Genomic DNA, 19,184 nt, shown 5'->3' on the forward strand with positions numbered 1-19,184 from the left:
GCTAATGAAAGCTTCAAGTGTCCCGTCACCGAACATGAAACCGAATCTGAAAATGAAAAAGAACAACAGAACGACGGAAAATCTTTTACGTATGCAAAAACATAAGTTGCTGTACCTGATGGTTTTACCCGGACTAGTGTACTTCATTATTTTTAAATATTTCCCTATGGGCGGTTTGGTCATTGCGTTTCAGGATTATCAAGCCTTTCTGGGAATCACGGGTAGCCCGTGGGTAGGAATGAAGCATTTCATTCGTTTATTTACCGAGCCCACGTTTTTCATGCTATTACGTAACACCCTGGTTATATTTGCGCTCAACATTGTGATTTTCTTTCCATTACCGATCATTTTGGCATTGATGCTGAATGAGGTCAGGAAGCGTGTGTTTAAAAATATCATTCAAACGATTATCTACATCCCGCACTTTATGTCATGGGTCATCATTGTTTCGATTTCTTATGTATTTTTAACCGTAGACGGCGGAGTACTAAATGAAATGATTGCTGCGCTAGGCGGTGAGAAGATCAGCTTCTTAACTTCCCAGGAATGGTTGCGTACCGTTTATATGGGGCAAGTGATCTGGAAGGAACTAGGCTGGTCTACCATCATTTATCTGTCGGCGATTACGGTCGTGGATACGCAACTGTATGAGGCAGCAGAAATGGACGGTGCCGGACGTCTCCGAAAAACATGGCATGTTACCTTGCCTGCAATTCGCCCAGTCATTATTACGTTGTTAATTTTGAAAATTGGCAGCACGCTGGATTTGGGATTTGAGCATATGTATCTGCTATTGAACTCACTAAACCGCGAGGTTGCTGAAATCTTTGATACTTACATTTATACAGCGGGCTTAAAGAATGGACAATTGAGTTTTAGTACGACGGTAGGACTTTTTAAAGGCGTGGTGGGATTAATTCTAATTATGGGCTCCAATCGACTGGCCAAGAAATTTGGTGAAGACGGCGTTTACTAATGACGACGGGAAGGATGCGAAATGGTACGGTTTGTAGAAAACATGAACAAATGGTGCATGCGGCTGCTCCGGCTGGTTTACCTTAATTTGCTGTGGACGGTTGCAACGATCCTGGGCTTGGGCTTTATAGGTGTGGGACCTGCAACTGTCGCTATGCTCAGTATTTTAAGGCAATGGATTCGGGGGAATGAGGAGGTCGCCATTTTCTCTGCGTTTGTACGTTACTTTAAAGAAAGCTTTAAAGAAGCCGCGATCATTGGAGCCATTTACAGCCTCGTGGGCTACGTACTCTACGTGGATATCGTCAATGTCTCGTCCTGGTATGTTCGCGTAGTGACGCTGATTGGAGCCTTTTTGTATCTCATCTCTCTGGCGTACATTTTCCCGTTACTGGCTCATTATGATTGGAAAGGGATTAAGCTGAAAATCAGAATGTCCGTGGTGATTGGGTTTTCGTATTTGCAATATACACTTGTTCTTTTTGTTGCGATTGTCGCGCTTTTTACATTGATTCTAGGCTTGTACCCAGGAATTCTGACTTTTGCCGGAGCCAGTATCATCGGTTATCTCGTGATGTGGATGACGCATCAGGTGTTTAGCAAAATAGAGCGAGAGGTTCTGGTGAAAGAGGAAGATATGGCATGAATATACGATCAGAAAAGGAGCAAACACAATGAAAAAAGGAATCACGATGAAAAAGGGAATATCGGGCCTTCTTGCCGTACTTATGGTCATGAGTGTTTTTTTAGCTGCTTGCGGTGACAAGGGGGCAGAGGATCAAGGCAGCCAAACCTATGACCCGAATTCAAAGCTGGAATTAACCTGGTTAAATGTATTGCATACAGCCTCTCCACCTACAAACACGATTAAGAACAAAATTGAAAAAAACACCAATTCCAAGATTACGTTCAACTGGGTTCCTGATGCGTCCAAGGAAGAGAGGATCACTACAGCGCTGGCGTCCGGTGAATTGGCGGATATCGTGACTCTTACGATGATGACAAATTCTTCAGTTCGAAGTTCATTGAAATCAGGTCTATTCTGGGATGTAGGGAGCTATTTGGACGATTATGACAATTTAAAAAAGATACCTCCCGAAGTTAGAAATGCAGCTTCCATCGAGGGTGTTCTGTATGGAGTTCCATTCCAGAAAAATTTGGCACGAGCAGGCTTGGTTATTCGCAAAGATTGGCTGGATCGTTTAGGACTTAAAGTACCTACGACCCTGGATGAGCTTTACGAAGTTGCGAGAGCGTTTACAGAAGATGATCCGGACGGTAATGGTAAAAAGGATACGACAGGCTTTGGCGACAGATCTGATCTGCGCTACAGCAGCTTTAAAACCTTAAGCTCTTATTTTGGCACACCTAATGGCTGGAAAGTTGATGAGAATGGCAAGTTTACGCCGGAATTTGATACACCTCAATATTTGGAAACGATAAAGTATTCCAATAAATTATATAAGAACGGGTATATATCGAAGGATTTCGCCGTAACCGCTAAAACCGATCAGCAGCAGCAATTTGCTCAAGGGAAAACCGGAATTTATACGGGAATGGTGGATATCACCAACTTGAGAAATCTGTCACAAGGATTGCAAAAGGGGCTTGAATTGGTGCCTGTAAACAAAATTTCCAATGGAGACGGTAAATATCACATTTGGTCCGAGGGCAGCGGAGTTGGCGGTTTGCTGGCATTTCCTAAATCCGAGGTGAAGACGGAAGCTCAATTGAAAAGATTGCTTCAATTTGTCAATGATTTGATTGATGAAGAAGTATTTATGGACATGACAGGTGGTATCAAGGGAACTCATTATGACATTGATAATGAAGGAGCTTTCAGAATTATTAACACCGATTTGTGGCAAGCAGATGTACAGCCGTTTGCAAGCTCCAGACCGAGTGAAGTAACTTACACGTTAAAAGATGCCAACCCTGAAAAGGAACTGGCCAATCAATTAATCAAGGAAAATAACGAATTTGCCGTTTTGGACCCAACCGTTCCTCTGGATTCTGTAACTGCCAATGAAAAAGGAACTGAACTCGAAAAAATTATTACCGATGCTACGTTCAAATTTATTATGGGTGAGACCGATGAAGCCGGATTTAAAGCAGCGGTAGAAAACTGGAAAAATTCCGGTGGATCACAGATTATTACTGAATACGAAGAAGCGTATAAGAAATCGAAAAAATAAGGATATAGATATAGGTTGAACATCAGTGTACATGAAGTGCCACTACGCAGGCGGATGGTGCTTACCATCGCTGACGCTTGTTCAGCACCATTCCGCCTACTCCGTTTTCCAGTGTATTTTTAAGTTCAGCCTATATAAATTATTTGCGCATTCACAAATACGATGACAGGAGAGAGCGAGATGCAAGTGTATAACATTGTAGATTATGGAGCACCTCAGGATGGTACGACGTTGGCAACAGGGGCGATTGCGGCTGCGATTGAAGCGGCTAGCCATGCCGGGGGAGGAACGGTATTTGTTCCCTCGGGTACGTATCTGACAGGCGCTATCTTTCTGAAAAGTAACATTGAGCTGCATGTAAGCCCCGGTGCAATTCTTTCCTTCAGTACGGATTTGGTTGATTATCCAGTAGTAGAATCCAGATGGGAAGGCGTTCAGCGAGAAGTACATGCGTCGTGTATTTATGGACAGAACCTGGAGAATATTTCAGTTACAGGCAGCGGAACGCTGGACGGAAATGGTCAACCGTGGTGGGAAAAGCATCGGAATCATCCCGAGGAGTTACAGTACCCGAGACCCAAATTAATCAGCTTTGACCGTTGTCAGCGGGTCACCATTAAAGATATCATGTTGAAAAATTCCCCCAGTTGGACTGTAAACCCTATCGCTTGTTATAACGTTACGATTGACAATGTGTCCATTCTTAACCCGGCGGATTCCCCCAATACGGATGGCATTAATCCCGAATCCTGTTCCAATGTTCGTATTAGTAACTGCAATATTGATGTGGGCGATGATTGTATTGCGATTAAAGCAGGAACCGAGGATACACAGGAGAGGATTCCTTGTGAAAATATAACGATTACCAACTGTACGATGGTGCATGGACATGGCGCTGTCGTACTGGGAAGCGAGATGAGTGGAGATATCCGTAATGTCACGATCAGCAATTGTGTGTTTAAGCAAACGGATCGGGGCATCCGCCTGAAATCAAGACGGGGACGCGGCGGAATCGTCGAGGATATTCGTGTTAGCAATATTGTGATGGAAGATGTGATTTGCCCATTTATTCTGAACCTCTATTATTTCTGCGGACCTCGGGGTAAAGACAAATATGTCTGGGACAAAAATCCCTATCCAATTACCGATGAAACGCCTTGCTTTAGACGGATTCATTTTTCCGATATCACGGCACGACAGGTTCATGCGGCTGCTGGGTTCTTATACGGACTTGCAGAACAATATATTGCTGAAATTACATTTTCCAATATTGATATTTCTATGGCGAAAAATGCGATTCCCGGCCGTCCTGCCATGATGACAGGGATCGAAGATATGAACAACCGTGGTTTTTATTTAGGCAATGTGAGAGATATCCGTTTTCAACAGGTGACTATTGAGAATCATGAAGGTCCCGCTTTTTATATTGAAAACGGGGAAGGCGTTGAAGTCAACCGTTGTCATTCGAAGAATACAAACCAGCCTGAAAAGCTGATTGAACAAGTGACGATACAACCTTCTGAACAAAATATTTTTAATTGAGGATTTTGCAAAAATCCTGATTTAGGAGGGGCATAGAAGGAGGGAAAACGTGGATAAGCTGCAAGCATTATTGGGTGACCTTCCGGCAGACCGACCCGTTACGGCCACCCTGCTAAAGCAAGAGGAGCAAGAGGGATACCAATTGAAATATCTCCTGCTGGACATCAACGGAATCGAGCCTGTGCCAGCTTATATAGCCACACCATTACAAGGAAACGGTCCGTTTCCATTGGTCATTTTCAACCATTCGCATGGAGGCAATTATACCAATGGACGCAAGGAATTTATCCATAGCAGCCCTTACTTGCAGCAGCCCTCGTTTGCTAAAACCCTGACAGACATGGGCTATTGCGCTTGTTGTATTGACATGTGGGGCTTTAATGAACGCGGGGGTAAAACCGAAAGCGAGCTGGTAAAGGAGATGCTCTGGCAGGGCCAAGTGCTGTGGGGCATGATGCTGTACGATAACCGTCGTCTGGTGGATTATATGTGCCAGCGAGAGAATGTTGATGCTTCTCGCATTGCAACGATTGGCATGTCGATGGGGGGCCTGATGGCGTGGTGGCTGGCAGCGCTAGATGAGCGGATACAGGTCACGATTGATATTTGCGGACAGGTAGATGCCCATACGCTGATCGCCAAAAGGGGACTGGATCACCATGGCTTCTATTCCTATGTCCCCGGCTTGCTTAAGCATTTTACCACGCTGGATATTCAAAAGCGGATTGTTCCCCGTCCACGAATGAGCATAACAGGTCAAAATGATCGAATGTGTCCTATTGAAGGAGTCGAGCATCTGGCGCAAGGACTGCTGGAAGCTTACCAGGAAGCAGGTCGCCCTGAGCATTGGCAGCCTGTGATTGCAGGTGGTGGGCATATGGAGACTTTGGAAATGCGAACGGCGTGGCAATCATTTTTAGCAGAACATCTGTAATTCCAATGAAAGGATTGGGGCAACCATGCTGGTAGGGAAAGAATCCTTTTGTGATTTCCATACGATTCAAGAGGCGATTGCTGCATTGGAGCAGTCGCCTTCCAATGAAATGGAAACGCTGTATATTTTATCGGGTACCTACGAGGAAGAGGTGCGAATTTACCGTTCGTATCTTCATATCATAGGCATCGGACAGGTAGACATTCGAATGCATCGATATGCCAAGGAGCGGGATGAGGCAGGGGAGGAAATAGGGACCTTTGCGACTCCCACTTTATTTTTAGGCGGTAGCCATCTGATGTTGGAAAATCTCACGATTTCCAACACAGCGGGACAGGGGGAAGCCATTGGGCAGGCTGTTGCTGTATATGCTCACTGTGATAAAACGGTTTTTAGAAACTGCACCTTTCGCGGGCATCAGGATACGTTATTTACAGGTCCCTTGCCTCCGGCACCGAAAGAACGGCTAAAGTTTGGCGGCATCCATTTAAAAGAACATCATGCCCACTATCGCCAGCTCTATCAGCATTGCTATATCGAGGGCACGGTCGATTTTATTTTTGGCGGGGCGACAGCTTATTTTGAACATTGCGAAATTCGCAGTTTGCGCCATCATGAGAACCAAACGAGCTACGTTACAGCCGCTTCCACTCCCCACGGACAAGCGTATGGCTATGTATTCAATCATTGCTGCTTAAGCGCAGAGCCTGATATTACCCCGGTATTTTTGGGGCGGCCGTGGCGTGAGTATGCCAAGACCGTATTTGTGGATTGTAAAATGGGCGAACATATTGATCCACGGGGTTGGGACAATTGGGACGATTCTGCAAATGAGAAAACGGTTTGCTATCAGGAGTATGGTGTATCCGATGTTGCCTCGTTGCTTAGGCAGCGTGTTCCGTGGGCGGGTTGTTTTGAAGCAGGAGCAGAAGCGTGGAGCAAGGAGCAGGTTTTTGGTGGAGACACTTTTTGGAAGCAAGGAGGAGCAATTTCTCATGATGATCCAAAATCCCATATTAAAAGGCTTTAATCCCGATCCGTGTATTGTACGAGTCGAGGATACTTACTATATTGTCGTGTCATCGTTTGAGTGGCTGCCGGGAGTACGGGTCTATCAGTCCACAGATTTGGCACATTGGGAGCACTGCACAGATATTTTGACCGATCAGGTTGATTTAAAAGGAAACCCGAAAAATTGCAGCATTTGGGCGCCGCAGCTGAGCTACGCGGATAACCTTTTTTATCTGCTCTATACGGATGTAAAGAGCACCAGACGTCCGTTTAAGGACGTTCATAATTTTGTGATGACGGCGCCTGCGATCCATGGGCCATGGTCGGACCCGGTATATCTCAACAGCAGTGGATTCGATCCGTCTTTATTTCACGACGAGGATGGACGTAAATGGCTATTGAATGCATTGTGGGATTACCGCATGGTGGACAGCAATAAATCTTCAGGTATTGTTATGCAGGAATACGATAGCGGACAGCAACGACTGATTGGCGAGCCTGTGAAAATTTTTGATTGCACGACTTTGAAAAAGACAGAGGCCCCTCATATCTACAAGAAAAATGGATATTACTACCTTATTACAGCGGAAGGTGGAACGGGTACGGGACATGCGGTAACCGTAGCCCGTTCGAAGCAGCTATTCGGGCCTTATGAAGTAGACCCGCATAACCCGATGCTTACGTCACGCGATCGTCCTGAATTCCCTTTACAATGTGCAGGACATGGCAGTCTTGTACAGACGCCAGATGGTGATTGGTATATGGCTCATTTATGTACTCGTCCATTGGAAGGGAAGTATGCCATTTTAGGGCGAGAAACAGCCTTGCAGCACGTGTACTGGAATGATGAAGGCTGGCTGCGATTAACCGGCGGGGGCCATACGCCGCAATTAGAAGTGCCTGCACCGATCGGAACCACTTTCCCGGCAGGGCACAAGGACAGCTTTGTATTCGAAGACTTTTTCGAGGGGCCCATTTTAAATAAAACGTGGAACACATTGCGTATACTGGCGGATGACCGTTGGTGCTCACTGAGCCAGCGTCCGGGCTATCTCCGAATTTTGGCTGGAGAATCCATTCAAAGTCTGTTTCAGCATCATGTGCTTGCCATCCGGCAAACCGATCATCATTTTCGGGTAGAAACGGCCTTGGAATATCAACCTGTTAGCTATTTGCAAATGGCGGGGCTCCTGCTGTATCTAAATGAAGAAAATTATTTATATGCTTATGTCAGCTATGAAGAGGCACAAGGGAAAGTGCTACGCATGATGCGATGTGAAGCAGATACATTCACATTAGTTCCCCATGCGATTACACTTCAGGAGGAGCTCCCTATACATTTGGCCGTAGAAGTCCATGCAACCCAAGGACGGTTTTATTACCATGTCGGGAATGAACCTACCTGGACTCCGCTTTTTGAAAAGCAAAATATCAGCTTTTTATCAGGTGGATTTACAGGGAATTTTGTAGGGATTGCCGCCCACGACATGCAACAATTTCAAGGCAGCTACGCTGATTTTAGCCACTTTCTGTATCATGGGCAAGATCATCTATCCTCTTAAAATACCTTTCTTTCGTTAGGAGTATTTATCAAGGTATTTTTTTCAAGCCCTTGTTCTTAGCAGGGGCTTTTTGCAATTTTTCATGAACCTGAAGTCAATTGGATTATTTTGGAGGAGTTCAGTTATAATGAAATCAATATGTATAGTAAAATCATCGGAATAAGCGAAGAGGGGGAATAATCCATGAATCCCGTGTTACATCATTACATTGCAGGACTTGAATTTTCCGGGGTGCTTTTTTTTATGGGCTTGAAAGCTGTACCTGTTCACCTTTTCACGTTATAACCTCGCAAAACTTCTAAAAAAACGGTGGTCGCTTTCGTTTCAAATACCGCAGAAGGGGTCAGAAAAGAGAATTTCCGAACGACCGGGAAACCACTTATATCCAACACTTTTAAAGTGCCCAAGGTGAGTTCCTTTTGAATCGTCCACTGTGACAGCAAAGAAATGCCCAAGCCTGCTTCTACAGACTCTTTAATAATCTGGGTGCTGCCAAAATCCATAATATGAGCAGGGGCAAACTGAAATCGTGCAAACATCTTTTCCGCCGCTTCCCGGGTTCCAGAGCCTTCTTCGCGCAGAATCCATATGTCCTCTTGTAGCTCACTTAATCCCACTTGAGCTTTACTAGCCAAACGATGATGATGTGGAACGACGATATACATTTCATCTTCTGCAAACGGTTCAATATACAAATGGTCATGTTGAAATTGTCCTTCAATAATCCCGACATCCAGTTGATTGCGGATCACCAATCTTTCAATTTCCTGAGTGTTGCCGATGCTAATGGAGGGCTGAATGAGTGGATATTGACTTCTCATTTGCGCAATCACATGAGGAAGTACGTACTCTCCGTACGTGTAGCTTGCGCCAATGGACAGATTGCCCTTTGTCGTATTCATCAACTCGTCCACTAAATACTGCATTCGGGTGTGGAGGCGGATCATTTCCTGGGCATGATGATACACAATTTCACCGGCTTTGGTTAAACGCACATATTTATTACTTCGCTCCAAAAGCCGGGCTCCCACGGTACGCTCCAGCGTTTGAATGTATTGACTGACGGCGGGCTGGGTCATGTGTAGCTCTTCGGCTGTTCTTGTGAAGTTTTGTTTTTCTGCGACCATAACAAATACGATTAAAGATTGATCCAAAGCCAACTCCTCCATTTTCATCATACCTATTTACTTATGGATACCATTATAATGATTTATTTTTCTTATGACAAAATACGCATTAAGCTTTATGAAGACAGAATTGGAGGTATTCACCATGAGCAGTCACATAAAGCGCATGAAATGTTCATTAAATTCCGGCTTATCACAAAAGCGTTCTTCACACTCTAACCCAAATCGCTTTATCCAGCGTATCTTAGGCATTGGACTGACCATGATATTTGCATCCGTGGGGTATGGTCTGAACGAAATACCTGGCTTTCATTATGTAGGCCCTTTGGCTTGCGCCATGTTTCTCGCAGTCTTATACCGACAGCTCTGGGGATATCCCGAAGCTTTACGCTCAGGGGTTGAGTTTTCGGCTAAAAAATTACTGCGAGGGGCTATCGTATTATACGGACTAAAGCTCAATATGGATGTTGTTATTCATCACGGTATGGGCTTGCTCCTGCGTGATGTGGGTACCGTCATATTTTCCATCCTGTTTACGATGTGGCTGGCCAAGCGCTTTAAGGCAGATGCTTCGCTCTCGCTTCTTCTCGGTATTGGGACAGGTGTCTGCGGTGCGGCTGCACTTGCGGCTGTTTCTCCCCTGTTGAAATCCAAGGATGAGGATACGGCTATAGGAGTAGGGCTTATTGCTTTGGTCGGAACCGTATTTGCCATTTTGTTTACCGTCCTTCGATCCTGGCTTCCTTTGACGGATATGCAATATGGAATATGGTCAGGCATCAGCCTGCATGAGATTGCACATGTGGCCTTAGCTGCCGAGCCTGCTGGGCAGGATGCTCTCGCGATTGGCTTACTAGCCAAGCTGGGCCGTGTCTTTTTACTAATACCGCTGAGCTTTATGATCATGTACTGGATGAAGCGAACCGGAAAGATCCGTTCGGATGCGAAAATGGAGTTTCCCTGGTTTCTCATTGGATTTGTCATCACAAGTTTGATCGGTAGCTATGTTTTGGGAAAATATATCGTAGTTCCTTCTAGTCTGATGAACGGACTTTCTCACATCACCACATTTATGCTAACGATGGCAATGGTAGGCATGGGGCTGAATGTGAGCTTTAAGACCTTGCGGGAGAAAGCGGTGCTTCCCTTACTGGTGCTGTCCATCACCTCGGTCATTCTTGCAGGCTTAACATTTTTGACCGTGTGAATAAGGATACAAAAGAAGTCTCTGCTCGCTATGTAGCTGGTAGAGACTTTTTAGTGCTGTAAATGATAAACTTGAGATATATGATGACTTATCCGTAACTTTTACATATGATTTGCGTCTATCAAAATGGCGGGTACTGAGGATACTAGATTGCACGATTTTTATAAGTGAAAATTTATAGAATGGTAGGGTACATAATGAAGAAAATTTGTTTTTTGGCTTTTTTATTTCTGTTTTTATGGGGATTTCCAGGGCAAACTTACGCTACGTCTTCAAGTTCACATATTGAGCTGGATGGTAAAGATTTAAGTACTGCGAAGGGAATTCAGATTCAGGAAATACAGGGGAGTGTGTTGGTCCCACTTCGTCTCATTGTGGAGGAATTAGGTTATAAGGTCAATTGGGAGTCCAAGACAAGTACGGTAACGATACAGGATCGAGATCATAACCTCAGTCTTCAGGTAAATAACCCCATAGCGTCTGTCGATGGTCTTCAAATGGGGTTGACGGTAGCTCCAATGCTTAAAGGCGGGACGACTTATGTTCCGCTTCGCTTTGTATCTGAACAGACAGGGCTTGATGTGGCATGGAGCAGCAAGCTAAAAACGGTGTTTCTGACCTCCCCGCCTGTCATCTTTTCCGACGGACATGCTCAGGGAATCGATGTCTCTCACTATAATGGCAATATAGATTGGCAGCAGGTTGCGGCGGCAGGCAAGACATTTGCTTTCATCAAGGCTACTGAGGGGATAACATATCAAGATAATCAATTTTTAGCAAATGTTCAGGGAGCGAGGGATGCCAACATACTGGTCGGTGCTTATCACTTTTTGAACGCTACAACTACGGATGGTGCTCGTCAGGAAGCTGCTAATTTTGCCAGAGCTATAGAATCAGCAGGTGGCAGTCTGGATCTGCCACCCGTGATGGATTATGAAAATAACCCAAAAGGTCTTACTCCTGCGCAAATTAGTGAAGTGGCTCATGCATTTTTGGATGAAACGGAGAAGCTTACCGGTCGTCTGCCAATCGTGTACACGGGAAATGTCTTTGCTTCCAAGTTTGATCCTACATTTTCTATGTATAAATTGTGGGTAGCCAGATATAGCACCACTCAAAAACCGACGGCAGTTCCAGCCTGGGATAACTGGTGGGCCTGGCAGTACAGTAGCACAGGTAGCGTTCCCGGTATCCGTGGTAATGTGGATTTGAATGAATTCAATGGAACGATAGATGAACTCCGTTCTTCGCTGGCGGGAGATATTGAATAGCAGAAGCTTATGACAATAGTAAATCCTCGCGAATCCGGTATAGGATCGGCGAGGATTTTTGGAGTCTAATCGTCTAATTGGGCATAATCCATACGATTTCACAGATCCGGACAAAGAATTTCTTACCGTACACATCCAAAATAACATGATCAGGCTTACAATCCACTACACAACCGTCAATTCTGCCACGAGTGGTCTCCAGTACAACATATTTGCCAATAACCGATTTTAATGTTTCTACCACATACGGGTCTACAGGGGTTACCATGATGTGATGAGGGTTATGGTGGTGATGAGGAAAAGGTTGGTTCGTACTGTAATTAAGCGCTTGATTTGGATTCAATTGCTTCACTCCTTCAGGATTAATTGTGATATCTTATGCTCCTGCCCAGAAAGGGTGTAGGCGGATGCCCAATCAACGGAAAAATTCACATCATTGCCGATAAGCCCGGTCCATAGGAAGCCTCTATACATAAGCTATGATGTACCTTGAATTGAAGGAGGAACTTATCCATGGGTGAATGCGAAAGAGGTTGTGGCGGTCAAGTTGGAGGCTACGGTGGTTGGACATCAACAGGGGCTATCCTGGTACTGTTCATTCTGCTGGTCATCATCACCAAGTCGTTATGGATCTAATTTGAAATGAGTGTATTAAATCCCTCACCGGTGTATAGCTGGTGGGGGATTTATCGTTTTAAGGGATTCAAGTGACTTGTTTGGATAGTAAAACACCCCAAATAGCAGTTACCACTACCTGACGGATGAGTGTCGGGGGTGGTAGCTGTCATATGAGGTGTCACACTTGTTAGACAGGGCTTGACGTGGAGCAGCGGATTAAATTAAAGCAATTGCCAGCAGGGTGAACAGGCTCAAGGTTAAGACTTGATTACCATATCCATAGCCAGGATAAAATGCAGAGGTTTGAACACGCCCGTTGGATTCCGCTTTTAAGTACACATTATTGCGATCCACCTTCACGACGGTGCCTTCGTGCTGTTGTCCGTCCACGGTCAAAACACGTACTCTTCTGTTCATACAGCCCAAGCAGTTGTAATAAGCGTCCATTCAATCACCCCCTCTTGTACATTCGCATTTTATGAGAGGAATGATGTAACGGTAACGGCTAATATACAGGGAGAGGGCATTCCCACGGATTTATGATCTTATCGTGGTTAGATCCATTCAATAATAAGGGGGAGATGAGAAAGGTCCAACTTGAATTCTTTGCTGATAATATTATCCAATAACACTTAAAAGAACTAGGAGGTGTAGATGTAAACACATCAAGCTGGATTATCGAAAAAATTGTAATGTAATTCGGTGAAAATTTCTTCCATGAATGGTTAGAAATAGCATAGAAGCGGAGTAAAGAAATTAGTGTTCCTCGTTGGAGCGAAAGTATTACCATTCATTTATAGGGTACGATGAGATATCATGTAATTGTCCCTATAAAACCGAAGACAGTCGAAAGGATATCCAACTTATGATATCGCTTACACCTCAGAGAATTGCGATGATAGTAATGGATAATCCGAGTACAGAAAATAAACAGCTTAAAAGGTCAGTTGAAGAATATGTAAAAAAACTAAATTTCTAAGTCGTTGATCTAAAAAAAGATCAGCGGCTTTTTGATGTTCAAATATTCAATCAAGGACGAATGAGGAAAGAAAGAAAAGATAACTTTTTGGGGTCAATTCACTTAATGCTAGTAGGGTATTTACTATCCCAAACGCTTGGGATTATTCCGTAGTAACGGACGGTTGGGTAGCCGGAACTGGAGTTTGCACCTAAGCATAATTATCATCAATAGGGACCTGTTTCTTTTTGCCGTTTCAAATAGCAAAATATAAACTGTTCTTTAGGTAGCGCTTCCAAGTATCATGTATTCATAACCAGCTGAGTTGCTTGACCGATACTAGTATCAAAAATGAGGGATCGCATGCGAGAATACACAATTCTAAATATTTTATTCACCAAAAAGCTTCCTGTAAAAATGAGTGAATTAGTTGCTGAGGTTGAGTTGTCCGAAAGAACCGTAAGGGGAGTTGTTCGCTCTTTAGAGAAAGCGGGGGAGAAGCAAGGCTTCCGTATCCGGATGATCCGTAATCAAGGATATCTGCTTGAAACCGAAGACGAATCACGATTCTTGGCCTATATGGAGCATTTATCTGTGAAACGGGATATTGTAGGTTCGGATAATATAGCTTCCAGACAGCAATATCTTATTTACTATTTGCTACAAAGCGATACGTTCCGGCCTATAGATGAGCTAGCGGATGAACTAGGAATCAGCCGCTCGACTCTGATTTCTGATTTGAAGGAAGTGGAGTTGCAGTTTGAAGCGTTCCAGCTCAAATTACAGCGCCGCTCCCACTATGGGGTGAAGATTGAAGGCGACGAGAAAAATATCCGCAAGGCCTTTTCCCATTACATTTTGCAGAACAGTCAGGTTGTTGAGCATAGCAAGGATTTCAACACCTTCCGGCGCGAGCTGGATGCCGGGAAGCTGAAGGCTTATCTGCTGCAGGTGCTCAAAGAGAAGGAGCTCAAGATCTCGGATGTCTTTTTAGACAACATTGTCACGCATTTATTCATCCTTCTGTACCGGATATCCAAAAGCAATTTCATTGTAAGCGGCCAAGCGATGCTAAAGACACCGGAGCCATTATACTGTGACATTGCATGGAGGATAGCTGAATGGGTTGAAGAGCATTACCAAATCTCGCTGCCACCCGATGAGGTTGATTACCTAGCGCTTCATATTTCAGGGAAAACAATTGTCGAGAATATCACTACAGAAATGAAATCACAACTGCGTGAAGGAATAAGCGCGATATTGCAGCGTCTGGATAAGGAATTCCTAACCAGCTTTAATCAGGATGAGGAATTGCGGGAATCGCTCCTGCTGCATATGTTTCCTCTGCTCAATCGTCTCTATTACAATCTTCAGCTGGATAATCCATTAGTAGAGGATGTCTACAGCGAATATGCCAACGTGTTCGTGATTTCTTTCCGCTTTGCCGAGATTATTGAAGAGCAGTATGGATTCAAAATGTCCCGGGATGAAGCAGGTTATGTAGCGCTCCATTTTGCGACACATCTGGAACGGAAGAGGCAGCATAACCTGGAGCAATTCAAGCGGATTGCCGTCATTTGTTCCACTGGAGCGGGAAGCGCCCATCTGATTCGACTTAAATTGGAAGCCGTATTTCCTAAAGCCTCGGTTATTACCGCCTCTATCTCCGAGCTTGAAGCGATCAGTACAAGGTCGGTAGATTTAATCCTAACTACCGTACCGCTCGGGATCGAAATACAGGATAAGCCGGTTATACACATCAAGAAGCTGCTGGATGACCAGGAAGTGCAGCGGATCAGGGAGACGATCTCCTTGCAAATGGATCACTTCCGGCCCTCTTATAAGCTTATGGATTTCAAGGAATTATTTCATGAGGAACTCTTTCACCTGAGCGGACCTGAGGATTACACTGAACTGCTGAAAGAGCGCTGCCGCGAAGTTGTGCGTAAAGGGTATGCGCTGGAGGATTTTCCGGAACAGGTCCTGCTAAGAGAAGCTAAATTTACGACCATCTATAAAAATGGCGTTGCCGGTCCGCATCCCATGAGAATGAGTGCCCTGAAAGACTGCATCAGCATTACATTATTAAAGAAACCAACTGTGTATACAGGAAAACCGGTGCAGATCATTTTTATTATCAACCTGCGCGCAGGCCAGTTATTTCTTCATAAAGAAATAAGCAAGCTTCTGCTGACACTGATGGAGAGGGAAGACGGCCGCAGCAGACTGCTCACGGTCAACAGCTACAACCAATTTATAAAAGAAATAGAGAATCTATTATAGGAGTGGAGAAACAATATGGATTACGAACAAACCGTTATGCAAATTATTGCCAGCAGTGGAGAGGCCAGAAGCCTTAGCCTAAAAGCAGTGAGAACCGCCAGACAAGGAAAGCTGGACGAAGCAAGTGATCTGATCAAGCAAGCGAAGGAAAGTCTGACCAAGGCGCATAAGGTCCAAACTCAGTTGATTCAGGCGGAGGGCCGGGGAGAGAAAACGGAAATTACGATTCTTTTGATTCATGCTCAGGATCATTTGATGAATGCTCTGACAGTCAGAGAATTAATTGTCGAACTGATTGAAGAGATTAAGGAGCGTAAAGCATTGGAACAACAATTGAAGGGATCGGTGAGCTAATGTTAAAAAAAATATTGCTGGTATGTTCGTCGGGTATGTCTACAAGTATGCTGGTTGAAAAGATGAAGGAGTCAGCGATCTCCCAAGGCATAGAGGTTCTCATTGATGCAACGGCTGAAAGTGAGGTAGAGAAATTTGGTGATGTGGATATCGTCCTATTAGGACCACAAATCGGGCATATGGAGGATGAGTTAAGAGCAATTCTTCCGATGCCGGTACTGACCATTAATATGATGGATTACGGCATGATGGATGGAGAAAAAGTGTTAAATACGGCCTTGAGTAATATTTAAATAAGGAGGCTTAATCTGTGGGCTTAAACGTAGAAGTAATAAAAAAGAAGGTCATTTCAACAGCAAGTAAAATAAGTAAAAATAAATATCTTTCTTCCATATCCGAAGCATTAACCTCCGTCATGCCCGTTTTGATGCTGGGCTCGTTTGCTACGTTATTTGCTAATCTTAATATTGATAGTTACCAAAACTTTATTCAACGTACAGGTCTGAAACAGGTTTTTCAAATCCCTGGTAGTGTATTAATCACGCTTTTGTCCATTTATGCAGTGTTTTTTATCGCTTATCGGCTGGTCAGTAATTTGAATCCCAAGGCGGATAATGCAGGTGCAGGTCTCATCGCGTTGATGTCCTTTTTCATTTTGACACCGATTACTAAAGTAGATGAGGTCAATGCGTTCACCTTCAATTATTTGGGAGCACAAGGTTTGTTTGTAGCAATTATAGTAGGACTTGTTGTAGGTAAATTATATGTCATGATTATCAATAGAAACTTGATTATTAAAATGCCTAAAGGGGTACCACCGACTGTAGCCAAAACGTTCGCCAACCTCATTCCAGGTACGATAATAGTTATTGTTTTTACAATGATCAGCTATCTGTCTTCCTTAACGGATTTTGGGAGTTTACATCAGATGATTTACACTTCCATACAGGCACCATTGCAGAATATTGGCGGAGGTTACTGGTCGCTTGTGATCTTTGTATTTGTTGTTCAGCTATTGTGGTTTTTCGGGATTCATGGATTTATGGTTGTCAGCCCGATATTTTACAGTGTATGGTTGCCGTTGGGATTGGCCAATCTTGATGCGATCAGTAGAGGAGAAGCACATACCAATATTCTTAGCGGAGGTTTTTACAACTCGTTTGTAGTCATCGGCGGATCAGGCGCTACGCTTGGATTAGCCATTTTACTGGCCTTCTTTGCGAAAAGCAAAAGATACAAGACTCTGGGGCGGCTTGCTTTTCCGGCATCCATCTTTAGTATTAATGAACCTATAATTTTCGGGATTCCGCTGGTACTCAACCCGTTCATGTTCATACCGTTTGTGTTTGGGCCAATTATCGTATCAAGCTTTGCTTACTGGTCGATGAACTTAGGTATTTTCCCAATAGCGAACGGGACTCATTTCCCGGCGGGAACGCCGATTATCTTGAATTCATTTGTCAATGGCGGTATTAGGTTAGTTGTACTTCAATTAATGTGTATTGCATTGCAGGTGATCATTTACTATCCTTTCTTCAGAATTATCGACAAAAAATCAATTGAAGACGAACAAAATGCGATTACTCAGGGGGCTGACAATGTCACAGTATAATTCAGGGCATCAAGGATTTCCGGTAGATTTTTTGTGGGGAGGGGCAATTGCAGCTTGTCAGGCCGAGGGCGGTTTTGGTGAGGATCATAAAGGCATGTCTGTATCCGATATATCATTTTATGATCCTCACTCCGACCGTGTAGATTTGTCAAAGCACAGTAATATCACATCGGAATTGATAGAACAGGCGCTTAATGCTGACAGTACGAAAGGTTATCCTAAAAGAGACGGTGTAGATTTCTATCATCGGTATGCAGAAGATATTGCTTTATGTGCGGAAATGGGCTTTAAAGTGTTCCGCTTCTCTATTGCTTGGAGTCGGATTTTCCCTAACGGAGATGAACAAGAGCCGAATCGGAAAGGGCTAGAGTTCTATGACCGGGTGTTCGATGAGCTGGAGAAGCATCAAATAGAGCCGCTGGTTACACTCTCCCATTTTGAGCTCCCGCTTCATATTGTCAATCAGTATGGAGGCTGGAAGGATCGTAAAGTCATTGAGATGTTCACCAACTTTGCTGCTGTTCTTTTTAATCGTTACAAACATCGGGTTCGCTACTGGATAACATTTAATGAGATTAATGCGGGCAGATTTGCTACCTTTAAATCCACCGGGATCGTGGAGGATCGAACGGAGAATTACTTACAGGATATCTATCAGGCCGTTCACCATCAATTTGTAGCGAGTGCTCTGGCGGTAAAGTTATGTCATGACATTGCTCCGGAGAGCGAGATTGGCTGTATGATTGCCCGTCTGACGACATATCCTGCCACCTGTCATCCTGACGATATTATGCAGGCTACCTTGGATGACCAATATGGAAACTTTTTCTATATGGATGTGATGGTTAGAGGTTATTATCCTTCATATATGAACCGTTATTTCCTGGAGAACAGTATTGAGATTATTAAAGGCGAAGAAGATGATGCGATTCTAAAAAATAATATCGTGGATTTCATCAGCTTGAGCTATTATGTATCATCGATTACTACGAATGATAAGGAAAGATTGAAGAGCTTGCAGCAAACAGAGGGGAATCTGACCAGAGGATTAAAAAATCCTTATCTGATAGCTTCTGATTGGGGATGGCAGATTGACCCTGTAGGGCTTAGATATTCTTTAAATACGATCTATGATCGTTATCAAAAGCCATTGTTTATTGTAGAGAATGGGTTGGGTGCCGAGGATATTCTGGAAGATGATCACAAGATTCATGATGCGTACCGCATAAGCTACTTGAAAGAGCACATCAAGCAAATGAAAGAAGCTATTATCGATGGTGTGGAGCTAATTGGATATACGCCTTGGTCTGCTCTGGATATTATTTCATCTGGGACTTCCGAAATGTCCAAACGATACGGTTTTATTTATGTGGACAAAGATGATGAGGGCAACGGAACACTAAATCGTTATCCAAAAGACAGCTTTTATTGGTACAAACAGATTATTGAAAGCAACGGTGCAGATTTGCACAACTGATAACTCAAGGCTGGATCTTCCTTAGGGAGGGCTCCAGCTTTTTTTTCTAAGATGTCTA

At 44.0% G+C, this 19,184-nt stretch carries 18 protein-coding genes; 15 read left to right on the forward strand and 3 right to left on the reverse strand.

Features of this window, described 5'->3' with window-relative positions; translation table 11 throughout:
• Positions 1 to 4 precede the first annotated feature (4 nt).
• The 7 genes from ACIFO6_RS15980 (at position 5) to ACIFO6_RS16010 (ending at position 8,219) form a co-directional block, all read left to right on the forward strand.
• Positions 5 to 976, forward strand: a complete 972-nt coding sequence (locus ACIFO6_RS15980) for an ABC transporter permease (protein WP_430041837.1) — start codon at positions 5 to 7, stop codon at positions 974 to 976.
• Between the two features lie 21 nt (positions 977 to 997).
• The gene (locus ACIFO6_RS15985; protein WP_430041839.1) at positions 998 to 1,621 is read left to right on the forward strand and encodes a YesL family protein; all 624 of its coding nucleotides are present in this window, start codon (positions 998 to 1,000) and stop codon (positions 1,619 to 1,621) included.
• Positions 1,622 to 1,649: 28 nt separating this feature from the next.
• Entirely contained in the window at positions 1,650 to 3,170 is a 1,521-nt protein-coding gene (locus ACIFO6_RS15990; RefSeq protein WP_430041841.1) for an extracellular solute-binding protein, read from the forward strand.
• Positions 3,171 to 3,350: 180 nt separating this feature from the next.
• Complete coding sequence (locus ACIFO6_RS15995; protein ID WP_430041843.1) at positions 3,351 to 4,712, forward strand: glycoside hydrolase family 28 protein; 1,362 nt, start codon at positions 3,351 to 3,353, stop codon at positions 4,710 to 4,712.
• A 49-nt stretch (positions 4,713 to 4,761) separates the two neighbouring features.
• Entirely contained in the window at positions 4,762 to 5,646 is an 885-nt protein-coding gene (locus tag ACIFO6_RS16000) for a dienelactone hydrolase family protein (protein WP_430041844.1), read from the forward strand.
• Between the two features lie 25 nt (positions 5,647 to 5,671).
• Positions 5,672 to 6,676 (forward strand): pectinesterase family protein, encoded by a 1,005-nt coding sequence (locus ACIFO6_RS16005; protein WP_430041845.1) that lies wholly within the window; start codon positions 5,672 to 5,674, stop codon positions 6,674 to 6,676.
• Positions 6,642 to 8,219: a glycoside hydrolase family 43 protein gene (locus ACIFO6_RS16010; protein ID WP_430041847.1), complete on the forward strand. Its 1,578-nt coding sequence runs from the start codon at positions 6,642 to 6,644 to the stop codon at positions 8,217 to 8,219. Before ACIFO6_RS16005 ends, ACIFO6_RS16010 begins: the two co-directional genes overlap by 35 nt.
• 266 nt (positions 8,220 to 8,485) lie before the next feature.
• Here the strand turns inward: ACIFO6_RS16010 and ACIFO6_RS16015 are convergent, their stop codons facing one another.
• Positions 8,486 to 9,373 (reverse strand): LysR family transcriptional regulator, encoded by an 888-nt coding sequence (locus ACIFO6_RS16015; protein WP_430041849.1) that lies wholly within the window; start codon positions 9,371 to 9,373, stop codon positions 8,486 to 8,488.
• Positions 9,374 to 9,491: 118 nt separating this feature from the next.
• Between ACIFO6_RS16015 and ACIFO6_RS16020 the strand changes: the two genes are divergently transcribed.
• Together ACIFO6_RS16020 and ACIFO6_RS16025 are read left to right on the forward strand one after the other, a co-directional pair.
• Positions 9,492 to 10,553 (forward strand): YeiH family protein, encoded by a 1,062-nt coding sequence (locus ACIFO6_RS16020; protein ID WP_430041852.1) that lies wholly within the window; start codon positions 9,492 to 9,494, stop codon positions 10,551 to 10,553.
• Positions 10,554 to 10,750: 197 nt separating this feature from the next.
• Complete coding sequence (locus ACIFO6_RS16025; RefSeq protein ID WP_430041854.1) at positions 10,751 to 11,824, forward strand: GH25 family lysozyme; 1,074 nt, start codon at positions 10,751 to 10,753, stop codon at positions 11,822 to 11,824.
• 73 nt (positions 11,825 to 11,897) lie between these two features.
• On the opposite strand, the gene ACIFO6_RS16030 is transcribed toward ACIFO6_RS16025, so the two are convergent.
• Positions 11,898 to 12,167, reverse strand: a complete 270-nt coding sequence (locus ACIFO6_RS16030) for a YuzF family protein (RefSeq protein ID WP_430041857.1) — start codon at positions 12,165 to 12,167, stop codon at positions 11,898 to 11,900.
• A 170-nt stretch (positions 12,168 to 12,337) separates the two neighbouring features.
• Between ACIFO6_RS16030 and ACIFO6_RS16035 the strand changes: the two genes are divergently transcribed.
• Positions 12,338 to 12,460, forward strand: a complete 123-nt coding sequence (locus ACIFO6_RS16035; RefSeq protein ID WP_014282395.1) for a hypothetical protein — start codon at positions 12,338 to 12,340, stop codon at positions 12,458 to 12,460.
• A 198-nt stretch (positions 12,461 to 12,658) separates the two neighbouring features.
• Here ACIFO6_RS16035 and ACIFO6_RS16040 read toward each other — a convergent pair whose 3' ends face one another.
• Positions 12,659 to 12,889, reverse strand: coding sequence for a hypothetical protein (locus tag ACIFO6_RS16040; protein ID WP_430041859.1), 231 nt, complete (start codon positions 12,887 to 12,889; stop codon positions 12,659 to 12,661).
• Between the two features lie 874 nt (positions 12,890 to 13,763).
• Here ACIFO6_RS16040 and ACIFO6_RS16045 point away from each other — a divergent pair.
• From ACIFO6_RS16045 to ACIFO6_RS16065, 5 genes are read left to right on the forward strand one after another with little or no spacing between them, the layout of a single operon-like run.
• Positions 13,764 to 15,683, forward strand: coding sequence for a BglG family transcription antiterminator (locus tag ACIFO6_RS16045; protein WP_430041862.1), 1,920 nt, complete (start codon positions 13,764 to 13,766; stop codon positions 15,681 to 15,683).
• Positions 15,684 to 15,698: 15 nt separating this feature from the next.
• The gene (locus ACIFO6_RS16050; RefSeq protein WP_430041864.1) at positions 15,699 to 16,037 is read left to right on the forward strand and encodes a PTS lactose/cellobiose transporter subunit IIA; all 339 of its coding nucleotides are present in this window, start codon (positions 15,699 to 15,701) and stop codon (positions 16,035 to 16,037) included.
• A complete protein-coding gene (locus ACIFO6_RS16055) occupies positions 16,037 to 16,330 on the forward strand; it encodes a PTS sugar transporter subunit IIB (RefSeq protein ID WP_430041866.1) in 294 nt (97 codons plus the stop codon). Before ACIFO6_RS16050 ends, ACIFO6_RS16055 begins: the two co-directional genes overlap by 1 nt.
• Positions 16,331 to 16,347: 17 nt before the next feature.
• A complete protein-coding gene (locus ACIFO6_RS16060; protein ID WP_430041869.1) occupies positions 16,348 to 17,649 on the forward strand; it encodes a PTS sugar transporter subunit IIC in 1,302 nt (433 codons plus the stop codon).
• Positions 17,636 to 19,126 (forward strand): glycoside hydrolase family 1 protein, encoded by a 1,491-nt coding sequence (locus tag ACIFO6_RS16065; RefSeq protein WP_430041871.1) that lies wholly within the window; start codon positions 17,636 to 17,638, stop codon positions 19,124 to 19,126. The genes ACIFO6_RS16060 and ACIFO6_RS16065 overlap by 14 nt, the downstream gene beginning before the upstream one ends.
• Positions 19,127 to 19,184: the final 58 nt, after the last annotated feature.

It is taken from the genome of Paenibacillus sp. NRS-1781 (assembly GCF_050467745.1).
Taxonomy (GTDB): domain Bacteria; phylum Bacillota; class Bacilli; order Paenibacillales; family Paenibacillaceae; genus Paenibacillus; species Paenibacillus terrae_A.

Excerpts from the sequence above, each read along its gene's own strand:
- ACIFO6_RS15980 (WP_430041837.1), top strand. The coding sequence starts at position 5 with ATGAAAGCTTCAAGTGTCCCGTCACCGAACATGAAACCGAATCTGAAA.
- ACIFO6_RS15985 (WP_430041839.1), top strand. The coding sequence starts at position 998 with ATGGTACGGTTTGTAGAAAACATGAACAAATGGTGCATGCGGCTGCTC.
- ACIFO6_RS15990 (WP_430041841.1), top strand. The coding sequence starts at position 1,650 with ATGAAAAAAGGAATCACGATGAAAAAGGGAATATCGGGCCTTCTTGCC.
- ACIFO6_RS15995 (WP_430041843.1), top strand. The coding sequence starts at position 3,351 with ATGCAAGTGTATAACATTGTAGATTATGGAGCACCTCAGGATGGTACG.
- ACIFO6_RS16005 (WP_430041845.1), top strand. The coding sequence starts at position 5,672 with ATGCTGGTAGGGAAAGAATCCTTTTGTGATTTCCATACGATTCAAGAG.
- ACIFO6_RS16010 (WP_430041847.1), top strand. The coding sequence starts at position 6,642 with ATGATGATCCAAAATCCCATATTAAAAGGCTTTAATCCCGATCCGTGT.
- ACIFO6_RS16020 (WP_430041852.1), top strand. The coding sequence starts at position 9,492 with ATGAGCAGTCACATAAAGCGCATGAAATGTTCATTAAATTCCGGCTTA.
- ACIFO6_RS16025 (WP_430041854.1), top strand. The coding sequence starts at position 10,751 with ATGAAGAAAATTTGTTTTTTGGCTTTTTTATTTCTGTTTTTATGGGGA.
- ACIFO6_RS16035 (WP_014282395.1), top strand. The coding sequence starts at position 12,338 with ATGGGTGAATGCGAAAGAGGTTGTGGCGGTCAAGTTGGAGGCTACGGT.
- ACIFO6_RS16040 (WP_430041859.1), bottom strand. The coding sequence starts at position 12,889 with ATGGACGCTTATTACAACTGCTTGGGCTGTATGAACAGAAGAGTACGT.
- ACIFO6_RS16045 (WP_430041862.1), top strand. The coding sequence starts at position 13,764 with ATGCGAGAATACACAATTCTAAATATTTTATTCACCAAAAAGCTTCCT.
- ACIFO6_RS16050 (WP_430041864.1), top strand. The coding sequence starts at position 15,699 with ATGGATTACGAACAAACCGTTATGCAAATTATTGCCAGCAGTGGAGAG.
- ACIFO6_RS16055 (WP_430041866.1), top strand. The coding sequence starts at position 16,037 with ATGTTAAAAAAAATATTGCTGGTATGTTCGTCGGGTATGTCTACAAGT.
- ACIFO6_RS16065 (WP_430041871.1), top strand. The coding sequence starts at position 17,636 with ATGTCACAGTATAATTCAGGGCATCAAGGATTTCCGGTAGATTTTTTG.